The organism is Microbacterium sp. M4A5_1d, from assembly GCF_053345465.1.
The window spans coordinates 509,670-524,897 of the sequence record NZ_JBKFAD010000001.1; the positions used below are offsets into that span (position 1 = coordinate 509,670).

17 protein-coding genes, 1 tRNA gene and 1 other RNA gene are annotated in these 15,228 nt (G+C 69.0%); 9 read left to right on the forward strand and 10 right to left on the reverse strand.

Annotated elements, in window-relative coordinates:
* Window positions 1-792: a trehalose-phosphatase gene (otsB, locus tag ACLBWJ_RS02420; protein WP_447659681.1), complete on the reverse strand. Its 792-nt coding sequence runs from the start codon at window positions 790-792 to the stop codon at window positions 1-3.
* Entirely contained in the window at window positions 789-2,270 is a 1,482-nt protein-coding gene (locus ACLBWJ_RS02425; RefSeq protein WP_447659682.1) for an alpha,alpha-trehalose-phosphate synthase (UDP-forming), read from the reverse strand. The genes otsB and ACLBWJ_RS02425 overlap by 4 nt, the downstream gene beginning before the upstream one ends.
* 81 nt (window positions 2,271-2,351) lie before the next feature.
* Between ACLBWJ_RS02425 and ACLBWJ_RS02430 the strand changes: the two genes are divergently transcribed.
* Window positions 2,352-2,609 (forward strand): hypothetical protein, encoded by a 258-nt coding sequence (locus tag ACLBWJ_RS02430; RefSeq protein ID WP_112614388.1) that lies wholly within the window; start codon window positions 2,352-2,354, stop codon window positions 2,607-2,609.
* Window positions 2,610-2,627: 18 nt separating this feature from the next.
* Here the strand turns inward: ACLBWJ_RS02430 and ACLBWJ_RS02435 are convergent, their stop codons facing one another.
* Window positions 2,628-3,812, reverse strand: coding sequence for an acetyl-CoA C-acyltransferase (locus ACLBWJ_RS02435; RefSeq protein WP_447659683.1), 1,185 nt, complete (start codon window positions 3,810-3,812; stop codon window positions 2,628-2,630).
* A 304-nt stretch (window positions 3,813-4,116) separates the two neighbouring features.
* Here ACLBWJ_RS02435 and ACLBWJ_RS02440 point away from each other — a divergent pair, with 304 nt between their 5' ends.
* Complete coding sequence (locus ACLBWJ_RS02440) at window positions 4,117-5,421, forward strand: DUF222 domain-containing protein (RefSeq protein ID WP_447659684.1); 1,305 nt, start codon at window positions 4,117-4,119, stop codon at window positions 5,419-5,421.
* 71 nt (window positions 5,422-5,492) lie between these two features.
* Here ACLBWJ_RS02440 and ACLBWJ_RS02445 read toward each other — a convergent pair.
* A tRNA-Lys gene (locus ACLBWJ_RS02445) sits at window positions 5,493-5,568 on the reverse strand.
* A gap of 94 nt (window positions 5,569-5,662) precedes the next feature.
* Here ACLBWJ_RS02445 and ACLBWJ_RS02450 point away from each other — a divergent pair.
* From ACLBWJ_RS02450 to ACLBWJ_RS02465, 4 genes are all read left to right on the forward strand, one after another.
* Complete coding sequence (locus ACLBWJ_RS02450) at window positions 5,663-6,499, forward strand: inositol monophosphatase family protein (RefSeq protein WP_447659685.1); 837 nt, start codon at window positions 5,663-5,665, stop codon at window positions 6,497-6,499.
* Complete coding sequence (locus ACLBWJ_RS02455) at window positions 6,496-7,056, forward strand: hypothetical protein (RefSeq protein WP_112614380.1); 561 nt, start codon at window positions 6,496-6,498, stop codon at window positions 7,054-7,056. The genes ACLBWJ_RS02450 and ACLBWJ_RS02455 overlap by 4 nt, the downstream gene beginning before the upstream one ends.
* Window positions 7,056-7,448: a nuclear transport factor 2 family protein gene (locus ACLBWJ_RS02460; RefSeq protein ID WP_282502471.1), complete on the forward strand. Its 393-nt coding sequence runs from the start codon at window positions 7,056-7,058 to the stop codon at window positions 7,446-7,448. Before ACLBWJ_RS02455 ends, ACLBWJ_RS02460 begins: the two co-directional genes overlap by 1 nt.
* A 74-nt stretch (window positions 7,449-7,522) precedes the next feature.
* Window positions 7,523-7,681, forward strand: coding sequence for a hypothetical protein (locus ACLBWJ_RS02465; RefSeq protein ID WP_269266462.1), 159 nt, complete (start codon window positions 7,523-7,525; stop codon window positions 7,679-7,681).
* Window positions 7,682-7,750: 69 nt separating this feature from the next.
* Here the strand turns inward: ACLBWJ_RS02465 and ACLBWJ_RS02470 are convergent, their stop codons facing one another.
* Window positions 7,751-8,002: a hypothetical protein gene (locus ACLBWJ_RS02470; protein WP_447659686.1), complete on the reverse strand. Its 252-nt coding sequence runs from the start codon at window positions 8,000-8,002 to the stop codon at window positions 7,751-7,753.
* Between the two features lie 100 nt (window positions 8,003-8,102).
* Window positions 8,103-8,472: a transfer-messenger RNA gene (ssrA, locus tag ACLBWJ_RS02475) on the reverse strand.
* A 132-nt stretch (window positions 8,473-8,604) separates the two neighbouring features.
* Here ssrA and ACLBWJ_RS02480 point away from each other — a divergent pair.
* Window positions 8,605-9,267 (forward strand): SIMPL domain-containing protein, encoded by a 663-nt coding sequence (locus ACLBWJ_RS02480; protein WP_447659687.1) that lies wholly within the window; start codon window positions 8,605-8,607, stop codon window positions 9,265-9,267.
* A 26-nt stretch (window positions 9,268-9,293) separates the two neighbouring features.
* Here ACLBWJ_RS02480 and smpB read toward each other — a convergent pair whose 3' ends face one another.
* The 4 genes from smpB to prfB form a co-directional block, all read right to left on the reverse strand.
* Entirely contained in the window at window positions 9,294-9,770 is a 477-nt protein-coding gene (gene smpB, locus ACLBWJ_RS02485; protein WP_112614374.1) for an SsrA-binding protein SmpB, read from the reverse strand.
* A gap of 83 nt (window positions 9,771-9,853) precedes the next feature.
* The gene (gene ftsX / locus ACLBWJ_RS02490) at window positions 9,854-10,768 is read right to left on the reverse strand and encodes a permease-like cell division protein FtsX (RefSeq protein ID WP_112614372.1); all 915 of its coding nucleotides are present in this window, start codon (window positions 10,766-10,768) and stop codon (window positions 9,854-9,856) included.
* Complete coding sequence (gene ftsE / locus ACLBWJ_RS02495) at window positions 10,765-11,745, reverse strand: cell division ATP-binding protein FtsE (RefSeq protein ID WP_023951105.1); 981 nt, start codon at window positions 11,743-11,745, stop codon at window positions 10,765-10,767. The genes ftsX and ftsE overlap by 4 nt, the downstream gene beginning before the upstream one ends.
* A gap of 81 nt (window positions 11,746-11,826) precedes the next feature.
* Entirely contained in the window at window positions 11,827-12,939 is a 1,113-nt protein-coding gene (gene prfB / locus ACLBWJ_RS02500; protein ID WP_023951108.1) for a peptide chain release factor 2, read from the reverse strand.
* Window positions 12,940-12,964: 25 nt separating this feature from the next.
* Here prfB and ACLBWJ_RS02505 point away from each other — a divergent pair, with 25 nt between their 5' ends.
* Both ACLBWJ_RS02505 and ACLBWJ_RS02510 read left to right on the forward strand, forming a co-directional pair.
* The gene (locus ACLBWJ_RS02505) at window positions 12,965-14,296 is read left to right on the forward strand and encodes an MFS transporter (protein ID WP_274178029.1); all 1,332 of its coding nucleotides are present in this window, start codon (window positions 12,965-12,967) and stop codon (window positions 14,294-14,296) included.
* 1 nt (window position 14,297) lies between these two features.
* On the forward strand, window positions 14,298-15,152 hold the full coding sequence (locus ACLBWJ_RS02510; protein WP_447659688.1) for an endo alpha-1,4 polygalactosaminidase: 855 nt from the start codon (window positions 14,298-14,300) through the stop codon (window positions 15,150-15,152).
* The last annotated feature ends 76 nt before the right edge of the window (window positions 15,153-15,228 follow it).

A 15,228-nucleotide genomic window follows, 5' to 3' on the forward strand; every position in this document is an offset into this window, starting at 1 on the left:
TCATTCTCCCGCCCGGGCCTCGGCGAGCCGTCCCAGCAGGACCGCGAGGGCGGCGGCATCCGCCACTCGGTATTGAGCGACCGTCTCTCCCCCACCCACGCGGATCCCCACGTCGCCCGGGTCGAGCGAGGCGAGCGCGTCCTCGTCGGTCACGTCGTCGCCGGCGAAGAGGACGACGTCGGCCCCGACCCGATCACGGAGGCTGCGGACGGCCGAGTCCTTGCCCTCGTGCCGCGAGGCGAACTCGAGGATGTCCTGGCCGGTGCGGCGGCGCCACGCGGGCGCCTCGGTCCGGACGAGATCATCGATCCGGGTGGCTGCCTCGGCGGCCTGCTCCCGATCGGCCAACCGCGTGTGGAGGGCGAACCCGAACCGCTTGTGCTCGATCCATGCGCCGTCGAGGCCTCCGATGATCTGCTCCGCGCGCGCCGTGAGCTCGTCGCGGAGTGAGACGTCGCTGTCGCTGTCCTGGGCGGAGTCCGCGCCCGGATGCCAGAACTCGGCACCGTGCGAGCCGGCGAGATGTATCCGCGAATCCGGCTCGCGCTCGGAGATCTCGGCCAGGTGTTCGAGCGTACGACCCGACACGAGCGCGACCGTCGTCGCGGGTGCGTGAGCGAGCCGCGCGAGCGCGTCGCGCGCGGCGGGCAGCATTCTGGCCGACATCGGCTCATCGACGAGCGGGGCGAGCGTGCCGTCGAAGTCGAGCGCGATGAGGAGGTGCCGTGCGCTCGCTGCGCGCGCGACGGCTTCTGCGAGACCCTCGGGCGATGTGGACGCGACGGCGCTCATGCGCGGTGCTCCGCTTCGGTGGCGGCGGTCGAGACGGCGCGCGCGGTGGCAGCCGACTCAGCCGGGCTATTGGACTGAGCGGCGGTAGCGAGCGCGTCCAGGAATGATCGTGACCAGTCGTCGACGTCGTGTTCGCGGACGCGCTTGCGGAGAGCCCGCATGCGCCTCCCCTGCTCGGCTGCGGGCATCTCGATCGCCCGCACGATGGCATCCTTCATTCCGTCGATGTCGTGCGGGTTGATGCGCACGGCGCTCGCGAGTTCGTCGGCAGCACCGGCGAACTCGCTCAGGACGAGTACCCCGCGGTTGTCGATGCGACTGGCGACGTACTCCTTCGCGACGAGGTTCATGCCGTCACGGAGCGCGGTGACGAGCATGATGTCGGCGGCGAGGAAGAGGGCCACCATCTCTTCGCGCGGGAACGCCTGGTGCATGTAGCGGATCGCGCTGTGACCCCAGGTGTCGTGGTCGCCGTTGATGCGCGCGACGGTCAGCTCGATCTCGTCGCGCAGCTGCACGTACGACTCGACGCGCTCCCGGCTGGGGCTGGCGACCTGCACGAGAGTGGCGTCCTCGACGGAGACCCGTCCGTCCTCGATGAGCTCGCCGAAGGCCTTGAGGCGGTGCCGGATGCCCTTCGTGTAGTCCAGCCGGTCGACGCCGAGCAGGACCGTCTTGGGGTTGCCGAGATCCTCGCGGATCTCCGCGGCCCGCGCCTGGATGTCAGGACGCTGTGCGAGCTCGATGTAGTCGTCGGTCGAGATCGAGATCGGGAACGCCTTGGCGAGTGCCGTGCGGTGCCCTCCGCCCGGGGCGGGGACGCGGATGCCGCTGGCCTTGGTTTCGTACCGCAGTTGACGCCGCACAGCGCGCGCGAAATTGCCGGCGTCGGCCACGCGCTGGAAACCGATCACGTCAGCGCCCAGGAGGCCCTCCAGCACCTGCTTCCGCCACGGGAGCTGCGAGTACAGCCCGTAAGCGGGGAACGGGATGTGGTGGAAGTACCCGATCGTGAGGTCGGGACGCATGTCGCGCAGCATCTTCGGCACGAGCTGCAGCTGGTAGTCCTGCACCCACACGGTTCCGCCGTCCGCTGCCACCGCAGCCGCAGCCTCGGCGAAGCGCCTGTTCACGCGCTGGTATGCCTCCCACCAATTGCGCCGGTATCGCGGGGCGGCGATGACGTCGTGGTAGAGGGGCCAGATCGTGTCGTTGGAGAAGCCCTCGTAGTAGTCCTCGACGTCGGCGCCGCTGAGGGCGACGGGAACGAGGTGCATGCCGTCGAAGTCGAACGGATCGAACTCGAGGTCGGGCTTTCCGGGCCAGCCGACCCACGCGCCCTCGGTGCGGCGCATGACGGGCTCGAGGGCGGTGACGAGCCCTCCCGGCGAACGGCGCCATTCTCCGTCCCCACCACCGTCCGTGTTCCGGTCAACCGGAAGCCGGTTGGCGACGACGACGAAATCAGCGGTGCTCATGCATGCCTCCAGGCTGCGATCGGCGGTGATCCCAGCCTACCCGCGCGCCCAGCGCCCCCTGCGGGCGGCTACGTTTGTGGTATGCGCAAGTACCTTTTCGGCACCGGCCTCCTCTCCGCGATCACCGGTGGCGTGACGCTCCTCCGCTCGGCCCGCAGCGACGAGCCGTTCACGTGGCGCACCGCCCTGGCATGGCTCAGCTGGGGCATCACGATGGCGCTGGCGATCGGCGCCGTCGTCGACAGCTACCGCGGTGCTCGTGGGCGGCTCGTGGCGGACGACTCGAACGTCGACCGCGACAAGCTCTTCGCGGAGCGGGTCAAGCGCGGCCGGCGCTGACCCCGGGTCGAGGCGGGCTCAGCGCGTCAGGATGAGCGCTTCGCCCTGACCGCCGCCGCCGCACAGACCCGCGGCCGCTGCGCCGGCTCCGCGGCGCGCGAGCTCATGGGCGAGATGGACGACGAGCCGTGCTCCGGAAGCGCCGATGGGGTGCCCGAGCGCGATGCCGCCGCCGTCGATGTTGACGATGTCAGCAGAGACACCGAGCCGGCGCACCGATGCTGCCACGACGGCGCCGAACGCCTCGTTGATCTCGACGAGATCGAGCTCCGAGACCGACATACCCTGCTTGGCCAGCGCCCGCTCGATCGCGGCGGCCGGCTGCTCGTGGAGCGAGTTGTCGGGACCGGCGACCTGGCCGTTGGCGCCGACGACGGCCATCACCGACCATCCCTCCCGCTCGGCGCACTCGCGCGTCGTCAACACGACCGCCGCTGCGCCATCTGAGATCTGAGAGGCATTGCCGGCGGTGATCGAGCCGTCCTTCGCGAAGGCGGGACGCAGCCCACCGAGGGTGTCGACGGTCGTATCGGCACGGATGCCCTCATCGGTATCGACGATGAGAGGCTCGCCCCGACGCTGCGGCACCGCCACCGGGGCGATCTCAGCCGCGAAGCGGCCTGCGTCGCGGGCTGCCGCAGCACGCTGATGAGAGCGCGCGGCAGCGGCATCCTGGTCCTGCCTGGACACAGCGAACCGAGGGTTGAGGCGCTCGGTCGAGGCGCCCATGCTCTCGCGGTCGTACGCATCGGTGAGCCCGTCGAAGGCGGTGTGGTCGAGCACCTCGATCGATCCATAGGACCAGCCCGAACGCGAGCCCGGGAGGAGGTGGGGCGCCCGGCTCATCGATTCCATGCCGCCGGCTACCACGACCTCGGCGTCGCCGAGCGCGATCATGCGCGCGGCGTCGATGATCGCCGTGAGGCCGGAGAGGCAGACCTTGTTGACGCTCGAGGCCGGGACGTCCCAGCCGATGCCGCCCGCGAGCGCGGCCTGCCGAGCCGGATTCTGTCCATTGCCCGCGGGGAGGACCTGCCCCATGATGACGGCGTCGACCGCAGTGGCGGCGACGCCTGATGCCGCGAGAGCACCGGCGATGGCGGCGCCACCGAGCTCGGGGGCCGGAACGGACGACAGACTCCCCTGCAAGCGCCCCTGCGGCGTGCGGGCGGCGGCGACGATGACGATCTCGGGCGTGGTCATGTTCTCAAGCCTACGAGCGTCCCCGACGTCGATGGCCCGTGCAGGTCCCCGCCGCGGGGACGAGATTCCGGCCCCTGTGGAGAGTGGCGGGCCGATGTCGGGGGTTCGTGACAGTATTCGAACATGCATTCGAATGACGAACTCGGCGGCCGACTCGGCAGCGGGATGGGCAGCGACGGTGACGTCGATGCCCTGGCGGTGCTGGTCGCGGATGCCGAGGGCGCGGCGGATGCTGCGCGGTTGGCGCAGATTCGTGAGGTTCGGGTGCTCGCTGCGGCGGGGGGTTCTCGCGGAGAAGCAGGCCGTGGGCGCGTCGGAGAAGGTCAAGGCGCGCGAGATGGCGTTGCGCGGGATCGCCGCGGAGCTGGCCGGGGTGTTCGTCGCGACCGACCGGACACTGCAGCGGCGGATCGACGAGGCGCGCGATCTGGTCGACAACTTCCCGCTGACGATGGCCGCGTGGGAGGACGGGCGCATCGTGCGTGGGCATGTGCGGGTGATTCAGGAGGTCGGATGCCTCGTGCCCGTGGAGGGCCGGGCGGAGTTCGAACGCGTCGCGATCGAGCGGTGCGAGGGCGAGACACCGAACCGGGTGCGGGACGCGTTGCGGATGATCGCGGAGCGGATTCACCCGCGGACGTTCACCGAACGGCACGAGGAGGCAGCGGCGGGGCGGTGCGTGTGGGTGCAGCCCGGGCCGGATGGGATGTCCGATTTGATCGCGACCTTGCCGACGGTGATCGCGGACGGGATCGTGGACCGGCTCACTCGTCAGGCGCGGGAGATCATCAACGCGCGGGCCCAGGCTGACGCGGCGGGCGTTGACGCTGACGCGCCTGACGCTCGAGCCGACACCAATGGCGGCGCGCCCGGCGCCGACACGACAATCCGCGACGGGTCGTCGTTCGTCGACGATGCCCGCACCATCGACCAGGTCCGCGCCGACGTGTTCTCCGACCTCCTCCTCGCTGCGTCGCCGGCGCTCGACCCGACCGGCACCGGTGACGGCGACGGAACGCTCGGGGCGATCCGGGCACACGTGCAAGTCGCCGTGTCCGCGCTGACGCTCATGGGACAGGACGACGGGCCGGCCGACCTCGCGGGGCGCTCCCCCATCGACGCCGCCACCGCACGCGAACTCGCAGGTAACGCGACCTCCTGGGAACGGTTGCTCACCCACCCGGTCACGGGAACCGTGCTCGAGTGCGACAGCTACCGGCCCACCGCCGCCATGGTCAGGCTGCTGCGGGCCCGGGACCGGCACTGCCGGTTCCCCGGATGCCGGCAACCCACGATCCGGTGCGAACTCGACCACACCATCGCCGCATCCGACGGCGGTGCCACCCACGTGTGCAACCTCGCCAACCTCTGCAAGAGACACCACGACGTCAAACACCACACCCGATGGCACGTGCGACAACTCGCGGGCGGAAGGCTGATCTGGACCTCACCCACCGGGCGGATCTACCGCGAAGACGCACCACCACCACTCGTCGCATTCACCGTCACGGAACCGCCCGGCGGTGACGGACGGCACTCCGTCCTGCACGCAGCACCGACCGGGTCGGTCGCTGTCGCGCGGCCCGCTCGCAGCGCTCCGCCGTTCTGAGGCGCTCGACCGCGCCCTGACGGCAACACACGAAGGCCCCGCAACTGGCGAGAGTTGCAGGACCTTCGTGCTGGTGCACCCCCTGGGACTCGAACCCAGAACCCACTGATTAAGAGTCAGTTGCTCTGCCGATTGAGCTAGAGGTGCAGGCTGTTCGCAGTGAAGCGAACCGAGGAGAAACGTTACCCCACTTCGCGTCGTCGCGCCAATCGAGGCCCCCGGCGCGTCGTATCCTGGAGCCGTGACCCCCACCACACCGGATCTGACAGCGCCTTCTGCAGACGCCCTGGCCGACGACCTGGCATTCGCACTCCGGTTGGCAGACGCCGCCGACGCGGTGAGCATGGCCCGTTTCGACGCGGCCGACCTCGACGTGCACCTGAAAGCGGACGCGTCGCACGTCACCGAGGCAGACCTCGCCACAGAACGCGCCATCCGCGACATGCTGGCCGCCGAGCGCCCGGACGACGGCGTGCTGGGCGAGGAGTATGGCGCCACCGGCGACGCACGACGCCAGTGGATCATCGACCCGATCGACGGCACCGCGAACTACCTCAAGGGCATCCCGATGTGGGCGACCCTGATCGCGCTGTCCGTGGACGGCACGCCTCGCGTCGGCGTCGTCAGTCAGCCGGCCATCGGTCGTCGCTGGTGGGCCGCGACAGGGCACGGGGCGTGGACGAACGTCCCGGGCGAGACGACGCCGCGGTCACTCTCGGTCTCGTCGATCGACGACCTCGCGCAGGCGAGCATCAGCTTCCAGAGCATCCACCAGTGGGATGAAGTCGGCCGGGGCGAACAGCTCCTCGCACTCTCGCGCCGAGTCTGGCGCGATCGTGGCTACGGCGACGCGTGGCCCTACATGCTCCTCGCCGAAGGACGGCTCGAGTTCGTCGCCGAGTTCGGTGTCAAGGAGTACGACCTGGCCGCCCACGTGCCCATCGTCACCGAGGCAGGGGGACGCTTCACCGACATCGACGGCGCTGAGACCCTGTCGACGCGCTCATCGCTCGCGACCAACGGCATCCTGCACGACACCTTCCTCGAGATGCTCGCTCACGAGGGCGGTCGCGCATGACCCGGCGGCACGCATCCCTCGTCCTGGCGACCGGCTCGGCCCTGGCTCTGACGTTCCTGACCGGCTGCTCCGCACCCGAACCGACGGAGACCGCGCCGCCGGAAGCCGTCCCCTCCTCTCCCGTCGCGACGCCAGAGGCCACCGCCTCGGAGCCGGCGCTCCCGGACCCGACCTGCGAGAACATCATCCGAGAGGCCAGCCTCGAAGAGCTGCAGTCGCAGGGCTGGGAGTACCAGCAGGGCCCGTTCATGATCGGCGAGATGCAGATCGACGCGGGCGTCTCCTGCACCTGGACGAACGCGGCCGAACCTGGCGGGAACATCCTCCAGTTCGGCTGGGCACCGCTGACAGCCGCCGAGACCTCAGACGCCGAGCGCGCCCTTGTTTCGGAAGGCTGGATCCGCGAAGAGGGCGACGGCGGGGTCTACATCACCGAAGATCCGGCGTTCGCGCTGAACATCGACGGCGACGGATACGGCGTCACATACTTCTTCGGCGAAGGCTATGCCCAGGTCGCCGATGTGAAGCAGGGCCTCGTCGTCATCGAGCGACGTTGATGGGAGAGCTTCACGCCGTCGGTGTCGCCGACGATCTGGCGGGCCGTATCCGCGACGCCGAACGCGACCTGCTCACCAGTGCCGTCCGGCAGGACGCGCGCCGCCTCCGCGAGCTCATCCACCCGGACTTCACCGAGATCGGCCGGTCCGGCCGCCTATGGACGCGCTCCGACCTTCTCGTCGAGCTCCTGGAGGAGGCGACCCGCGACACTCCGCATACGGACGAGTGGGTCATCCAGCGCCTCGACGTGGACACGGTGCTCGTGACATACCGGCTCATCGCCGGTACCCGGGTCAGCCGGCATTCGTCGGTCTGGGCCACCTCGGGTGACGTCCTCGCGCTGCGTTTCCACCAGGGCACCGAACAGTCGGCTGCCGACGCACGTCCGTAGCCTCGCGCATAGAGTCTGCGGCCCGCGAGGTCAAGCACCTGCGGTGAGGCGGCACCCACGTGCACAATCGAGGCATGCCTGCACTTGCGATCATCCTCATCATCATCGGCATCGCGTTGCTGTTTACGGGAATCTTCGTCGAAGCGGTGAAGTTCCTGCTCTTCATCGGCATCGCGCTGATCATCATCGCGGTCATCGCCTGGCTCATGCGTTCGATTCGCAACAAGACCTGAGACCGCACGTATCAGCGAAAGCCCCTGCGCCTCAACCGAGGTCGGGGGCTTTCGCTTGCGCCGACAGCATCACTCGGGACCCTCGTCGTGTGCGGCAGCGCCGTCACGACGGGCCCTGATGGCGCCGATCAGTGTCGCGACCCAGAACACCAGCAGCACGCCGAACAGCACCGCGAGCACCATCGTGAATGCACCGCCGTCACCGCGCGCGACGGACCAGACGTTCATGGCGAGCAGGCCGGCGGCCACCACGATCTGGACGATCAACAGCCACAGCCGCGATCCCGACCACGTCCTCACGTTGTCCCGCCAGTACGCCATGCCCCGAACGTAGCGCACGACGGTGTCGGCTCGACATAGCAGAAGCCCCCGATCCCCTGTTTCCAGGGGGATCGGGGGCTATGCAGCGTGACAGCGGCAGTGGTGGAGATGGGGGGAATCGAACCCCCGTCCATCGCTGAGATACGGCGTCTTCTCCGGGCGCAGTCTGTGAAGGCGTTCTGCTCGGCCCCGACTTTCAGTACAGACACATAAGTCGACGGGCCCAGTCCGGGAAGAGTCCCGCGTGACGTCCGGACGCCGTCACGCAGCAAGATCCCTAGATGACGCCAGGGTCCGTGGCGGGATCACACACGGTCTGACGGACTATCGGGCTCGCTTACGCAGCGAGGGCGAAGTCAGTGCGCTTGGATTCGGCACTTATAGTTTTGCAGAGATCGTTAACGAGATAACCCTGCATCCTCGGCCCGCTTCTCGCCGACACACAGGCGATGTCGAAACCGATCATCCCCTTGAGCCTTCGGTCAAAGGGCCGCTGTCACACTGTGGACTTACCAAACCGGATGCCGCAGCACCCGAGCACTACAGACTACAACCGATCGGCGCCCCACGCCATTCCCACCCTTCGCGCCTAGAGTCGGAGCATGGCAGACATCCTCATCTCCGTCCGCGGCGAGGCCGAGCGACGCGTCTCGCCCGAGGTCGCGATCGTCTCCGCCGCCGCCTCCGCCGACGGTCCTCAACGGACCGCCGTCGTCTCCCGGGCGACCGCGACGATCGCACCCCTGCGCACGCGCCTCGAGGAGCTCACACGAGCGGGCGTCGTCTCGAGCTGGTCGAGCGGGTCCGTCTCGACCTGGTCCGACCGGCCGTGGAACCCCGAGGGGAACCAGCTCGCACCCGTGCACCACGCGACGATCGACCTCGTGGCCACATTCGACGACTTCGTCGCGCTCGCGGAATGGGTGTCTCTGCTCTCCGACGACGAAGGGATGCGCGTCTCGAACGTCGAGTGGCAGCTCTCCCCCGCGACACGGGCGACGATCGAACGCGAGGTCGCGACCTCCGCCGTCGGCGTCGCTGCGGCACGCGCCTCGGCGTACGCGACCGCGCTCGGTCACGGCACGGTCGAGCCTGTCGAGATCGCCGATGTCGGGCTCCTCAGCGGCGCCGATGCTCCGCCTGCCGCGCCGGTGTTCGCGCGAGCGGCGACGATGTCAGCCGACGCGTCGTCCGGGGGCATCGAGCTCCGGCCCGCTGAGATCGACGTGACCGCCGCGGTCGAGGCGCGCTTCCGCGCCCGTTGACGACCGGACGGCGAAGCGGGATACCGCTACTCGCCGAGTCGGTTGCGGGTGCGCATCGCCCGCTCCGCCTCGCGCTTGTCCTCGCGCTCGCGGATGGTCTGTCGCTTCTCGAACTCGCGCTTACCCTTCGCGACCGCAATCTCGACCTTCGCCCGGCCGTCCGAAAAGTACAGCCGTAGCGGTACGAGGGTGTACCCCCCGGCGCTGACCGCGTGCGAGAGCTTGATGATCTCCTCTTTGTGGAGCAGCAGCTTTCGCGTGCGTTTGGTCGCGTGATTCGTCCAGTGACCCTGCGAGTACTCCGGAATGTGCACGGCATCGAGGTAGGCCTGACCGTTGTCGATGTAGGCGTAGCCGTCGGTGAGGTTCGCGCGGCCCTGCCGCAGCGACTTCACCTCGGTGCCGGTGAGCACGAGACCCGCCTCGTACGTCTTCTCGATCGCGTAGTCGTGTCGGGCGCGCTTATTGCTCGCCACGAGCTTCTCGCCCTGTTCCTTCGGCATGACGCGCCTCCTTCCTGGTGCACTGGCGCAGCCCTACAGTCTAGGGGTACGGCGACGCGCGGGCGACGCGGCGGGGTTCGGCCTCAGGCGCGCAGCCACCGTCTGATCGCGAACCCGGCCGAGACGGCGGCCAGCACGACGCCGATCACGATGACAGCCGGAACCACCAGCGCGACGTCGCCCAGGTTCACCCAGGTCGTCACGAAGTCGATCTGCGACGACAGGTAGTCGCCGACTCCGACCTGCACCATCGCGATGATCGCGACGCTCGCGAGAGCCGATCCGATCAGCGCCGCGAACACCCCCTCGAGGATGAAGGGCGTCTGGATGAACCGGTTGGAGGCTCCCACGAGCCGCATGATGCCGAGCTCCCGCCGCCGCGCATAAGCCGACAGCCGGATGGTCGTCGCGATGAGGAGCACCGCAGCGATCAGCATCAGACCGGCGATGCCGACCGCGATGTATGTGGCGACGGTGAGCGCCGAGAACAAGGGGTCGAGATACTGCAGCTGGTTCGCGACCTCCTCGACTCCGTCGAAGTCTTTGAACGCCTCGCTGATGACGTCGCTCTGCGACGGGTCGGCGAGGTTGACCCAGTAGGTGTTGTTCAGCTGCTCGGGGCTGACGAACTCGGCGTAGTCCTCCCCCATGAGCGAGAGGACGTTGTCGTACGCCTCCTGACTCGTCTCGAACCGCACATCGCGCACGACGCTCTGCAACGCGGGCGAGGCCAGCCTCTCGGCGACCGCCGCGATCTGCTCGTCGGTCGCGGGACCGTCGGCGCAGTTCTGCACCGTCGCTTCCTCACGGCACATGTAGACGGCGACCTGCGCACGCTCGGACCAGTAGTCCTTCGTCTTGCTGATCTGCATCTGCATGAGCATCGCCGCACCCACGAAGGTGAGCGAGACGAAGGTCACGAGGACGACGGAGATCACCATCGACGCGTTGCGGCGCAGGCCCGTCAGAGCCTCGCCGAGGATCAGGCCGACTCTCATGACGTGGGCCCCACTTCGTCGCTGCGATCGTCGCGATCGCCGAGTCCGAGCTTCTTGGCGACGTCGGGCAGTCCGAGGCCGGCAAGATCGATGTCGGGGGCGACGATCGGGATGGCCCGCGTCTCCCCGACCGGCGGCGGCGGCTCCGCCGGCGCCTCGGGCTCGTCGGGCACCGGGACGTGCGCGGTGGGCGGGGTCTCGGCGATCTCACGCTGCAGCTCCAGAACCGCCGTGAGAGCAGCGACCGCGGCAGCGCCGCGCACCGGCTCGGGGGCCAGGCTCGGGAGTGCCGAGGTGTCGCCGTACCCGCCGCCGACCTCGTCGCGGACCATGACGCCACCGCTCAGCTCGATCACGCGGCGCTGCATCTGGTCGACGAAGCCGGCCTCGTGCGTGGCCATCACGACCGTCGTGCCGTTGGCGTTGATCCGGGCGAGCAGCTGCATGATGTCGACGGATGTCGCGGGGTCGAGGTTTCCGGTGGGCTCGTCGGCCAGGAGCACCTGCGGCCGGTTGACGATCGCGCGCGCGATGGCGACGCGCTGCTGCTCTCCGCCCGAGAGCTCGTGCGGCAGCCGCTTCTCCTTGCCCGCGAGGCCGACGAGCGCGAGCGCCTCCGGAACGGCCTGCGAGATGAAAGCGCGAGACGAGCCGATCACCTGGAGGGTGAAGGCCACGTTCTGGAAGACGGTCTTGTTGGGCAGCAGCCGGAAGTCTTGGAAGACCGCGCCGATGTGGCGACGGAAGTAGGGCACCTTGCGCGTCGACAGGCCGCGCAGGTCGCGGCCGAGCACGACCACGCGCCCCTCGGAGGCGACATCCTCGCGCAGGATCATCCGCAGGCACGACGACTTGCCGGATCCGGAAGCGCCGACGAGGAAGACGAACTCGCCGCGCTGGATCTCGAAGTCGACGTCGCTGAGCGCGGGCTTCGAGGTGCCGCGATACCGCTTGCTGACGTGTTCGAACCGGATCATGACTCGATGAGCCTAAGCGGCTCCCCCGCACAACCACGCCGCGACACCCGCGCGCCGCGGCATCCGCGCCTCAGCACTCGATCAGGCGTCGTCGTCCTTGCGCTTGCGCCACCGGATGCCCGCGGCGATGAACCCGTCGAGGTCGCCATCGAAGACGGTCGACGGGTTGCCGACCTCGTGGCCGGTGCGCAGGTCCTTCACGAGCTGCTGGCCGTAGAGGAAGTAGGAGCGCATCTGGTCGCCCCAGCTCGCGGTGATGGTGCCCGCGAGCTCCTTCTTCTTCGCCGCCTCTTCTTCACGCTGCAGCAGCATGAGTCGGGTCTGCAGAACACGCATGGCCGCTGCGCGGTTCTGGATCTGCGACTTCTCGTTCTGCATCGACACGACGATGCCGGTGGGGATGTGGGTGATGCGCACGGCCGAGTCGGTGGTGTTGACCGACTGCCCACCGGGACCGGACGAGCGGAAGACGTCGACGCGGATGTCGTTCTCGGGGACGTCGACCTCGACGGCCTCCTCCATCACCGGGATGACCTCGACGGCGGCGAAGCTCGTCTGGCGCTTGTCCGCCGACCCGAATGGGCTGATGCGCGCGAGACGGTGCGTACCGGCTTCGACCGACAGCGTGCCGTACGCGTAGGGCGCGTCGACCTCGAACGTGGCCGACTTGATCCCCGCACCCTCGGCGTACGAGGTGTCCATGACCTTCACGGGGTACTTGTGGCGCTCGGCCCAGCGCAGGTACATGCGCAGCAGCATGTCGGCGAAATCAGTGGCGTCGTCGCCTCCCGCGCCCGAACGGATCGTCACGACCGCCGCACGGTCGTCGTACTCGCCGTCGAGCAGGGTCTGCACCTCGAGCTGGCCGATGACCTCTTCGAGCTGCTTGAGCTCCTTGCGCGCCTCCTCAGCCGATTCCTCATCGTCCATCTCGATCGCGAGCTCGACGAGGACATCGAGGTCGTCGAGTCGGCGCTCGACCTCGGTGACGCGCTTGAGCTCGGCCTGGCGGTGGCTGAGGGCGCTGGTGACCTTCTGAGCCTTCTCGACGTCATCCCAGAGATCGGGCGCGCCGGCCTCCTCGGAGAGGCGGGCGATCTCGGCCCGGAGAGCCTCGACGTCGACCACCGCCTGGATGTCGGCGAACGTGGAGCGCAGGGCCTGGATGTCGGCGGAGATATCGAATTCGAGCATGGCACTCCAGAGTATCGTGGAAGCAATGGGAGCCAGCGACGAGAACGAACCGATCCGCCGCGTTCTCTGGCGCCTCGCCCCGATGATCTACGGCCCGACGACCCTGTTCGGTCTCGGCGAGGGCGCCGTCATACCCCTCATCCCGGTCATCGCCGCCGAGCTGGGCGCCGACGTCGCCACCTCGGCGCTCGTCGCCGCCGCACTCGTGGTGGGACAGCTGTGCGGCAATCTGCCCGCTGGGTGGGCCGTCGCCCGCATCGGCGAGCGGGCCACCATGATCATCGCCGGGCTGCTCGCCCTCGTCGGTGTCGGGGCTATGGCCTTCGCCCCGGTGCTGGGGGTGTTCGCGGCATCCGTCTTCCTCATCGGCATCTGCGCGGCCGCCTTCGGAGTCGCCCGTCACGCGTTCATGACCACCCGCGTGCCGCTCACATTCCGCGCTCGGGCCCTGTCGCTGCTCGGCGGCAGCTTCCGCCTCGGCATGTTCGTCGGACCCTTCATCGCCGCTGCGCTGCTGTGGGCGTTCGGCGACGAGCACGCCACGATCTGGTTCTTCGGCGTCTGCCTCGTCGCGATGATCGCGCTGGTCGCCTTCGGGCCCGAACCCGAGAAGCGGCTGGGACCGCCGCCCGCCATCGCACGGACCGTCGAGGGCGAAGCGATCACGACGGCGCCCGTCCGGACGCGCCGCGTCCCCGGCACCGGTGTCGTCCGCACCGCTTGGCGCAATCGCGACGTGCTCGCGCGGCTCGGCGTCGCCGCCGCGTCGCTGTCGGCGTTGCGATCCACGCGCCAGGTGCTGCTGCCGCTGTGGGGCGTCGCGATCGGACTGGACGGCTCGACGATCGCACTCGTCGTGGGCGTCTCGGGAGCCATCGACTTCGCGCTCTTCTACGCCAGCGGTCAGGTCATGGACCGCTTCGGCCGCCTGTGGGCGGCCCTCCCCGCCATGCTGCTCATGAGCGCGGGCCTCATCGCGCTGGCAATCACGTCGGCCAGCGCGCAGCCCGAGCTCTGGTTCGCGCTCTTCGCCGCCGTGCTCGGTGTCGGCAACGGACTTTCGAGCGGCATCCTCCTCACTCTCGGAGCGGATGTCGCGCCGACGGCGAACCCGGCCCCGTTCCTCGGCTCCTGGCGCACGCTCACCGACGCGGGCGGTGCCGCCGCCCCGCTGCTGGTCTCCGGGATCACGGCTGTCGCCTCGCTGCCGGTGGCAGCCGGTGTCATGGGCGTATTCGGTCTCGTCGGCGCGTTGGGGTTCATCCGGTGGGTCCCCCGCTTCGTCCCGCGCACCCGGATCAGCCGTGATCCCGAGGGCCCGGACGGCGGCCCCGACGACCGTGACGACCCCGCGTAGCATGCTCGTCGTGCGCAGATTCGCGGAGGCCGGCTCGGCCATCCTGATCGCCGCCCTTCTCTCCGGCTGCACTGTCGGCATCCCCGGGCACGGGGATGCGAAGAGGGATGTCGCCGAGTCAGCTCACGCCGTGGACGTCACGCTGCCGCCGGCCGGCGGAAAGCCGGACTACCAGCTGGGCGGAGCGTACCCGCCCGGCGAGGCCGTGGAGATCGTCGGCCGCGACCGCACAGCAGAGCCCGCGCCGGACCGTTACTCGATCTGCTACGTGAACGGGTTCCAGACGCAGCCGGCAGAACGCGACCTGTGGGATGACGATCTGCTCGTGACGGTCGACGGCGAGCCCCTCATCGATCCGGACTGGCCCGACGAGGTGCTGATCGATTCATCGACGGCCGACAAACGCGAGCGCATCCTCGCCCTGGTCGCCCCCTGGATCCGCGGCTGTGCCGAGTCCGGGTTCGACGCGGTCGAGTTCGACAACCTCGATTCGTTCACGCGCTCCGAGGGCATGCTCGACATCGACGGCAATCTCGCTCTCGCCGCCGCCTACGTCGACATCGCTCACGATGCGGGTCTCGCCGCAGGCCAGAAGAACGCCGCGGACTTCGCTCACCAGCTCCGCGACGAGGCAGGCTTCGACTTCGCCGTCGTCGAGGAATGCGCCGCGTATCTCGAGTGCTCCCGCTACACCGAGGTCTATGGCGAGGCCGTCGTCGACATCGAGTACACCGACAATCTTCCGCGCACCTGGGACGAGATGTGCGCCGATCCGGAGACCCCGCTTTCCGTCGTGCTGCGCGATCGGGGCCTGACGGTGGAAGGCTACCCTGAGCATGTAGCGACGCATTGCTGAGGCGAATCTTGGTCTGAACGTCGTTCCTGGCGCAACCCGTTTCAGGTTGCGACCGGGGGCTGACAGCGTTGCTCTC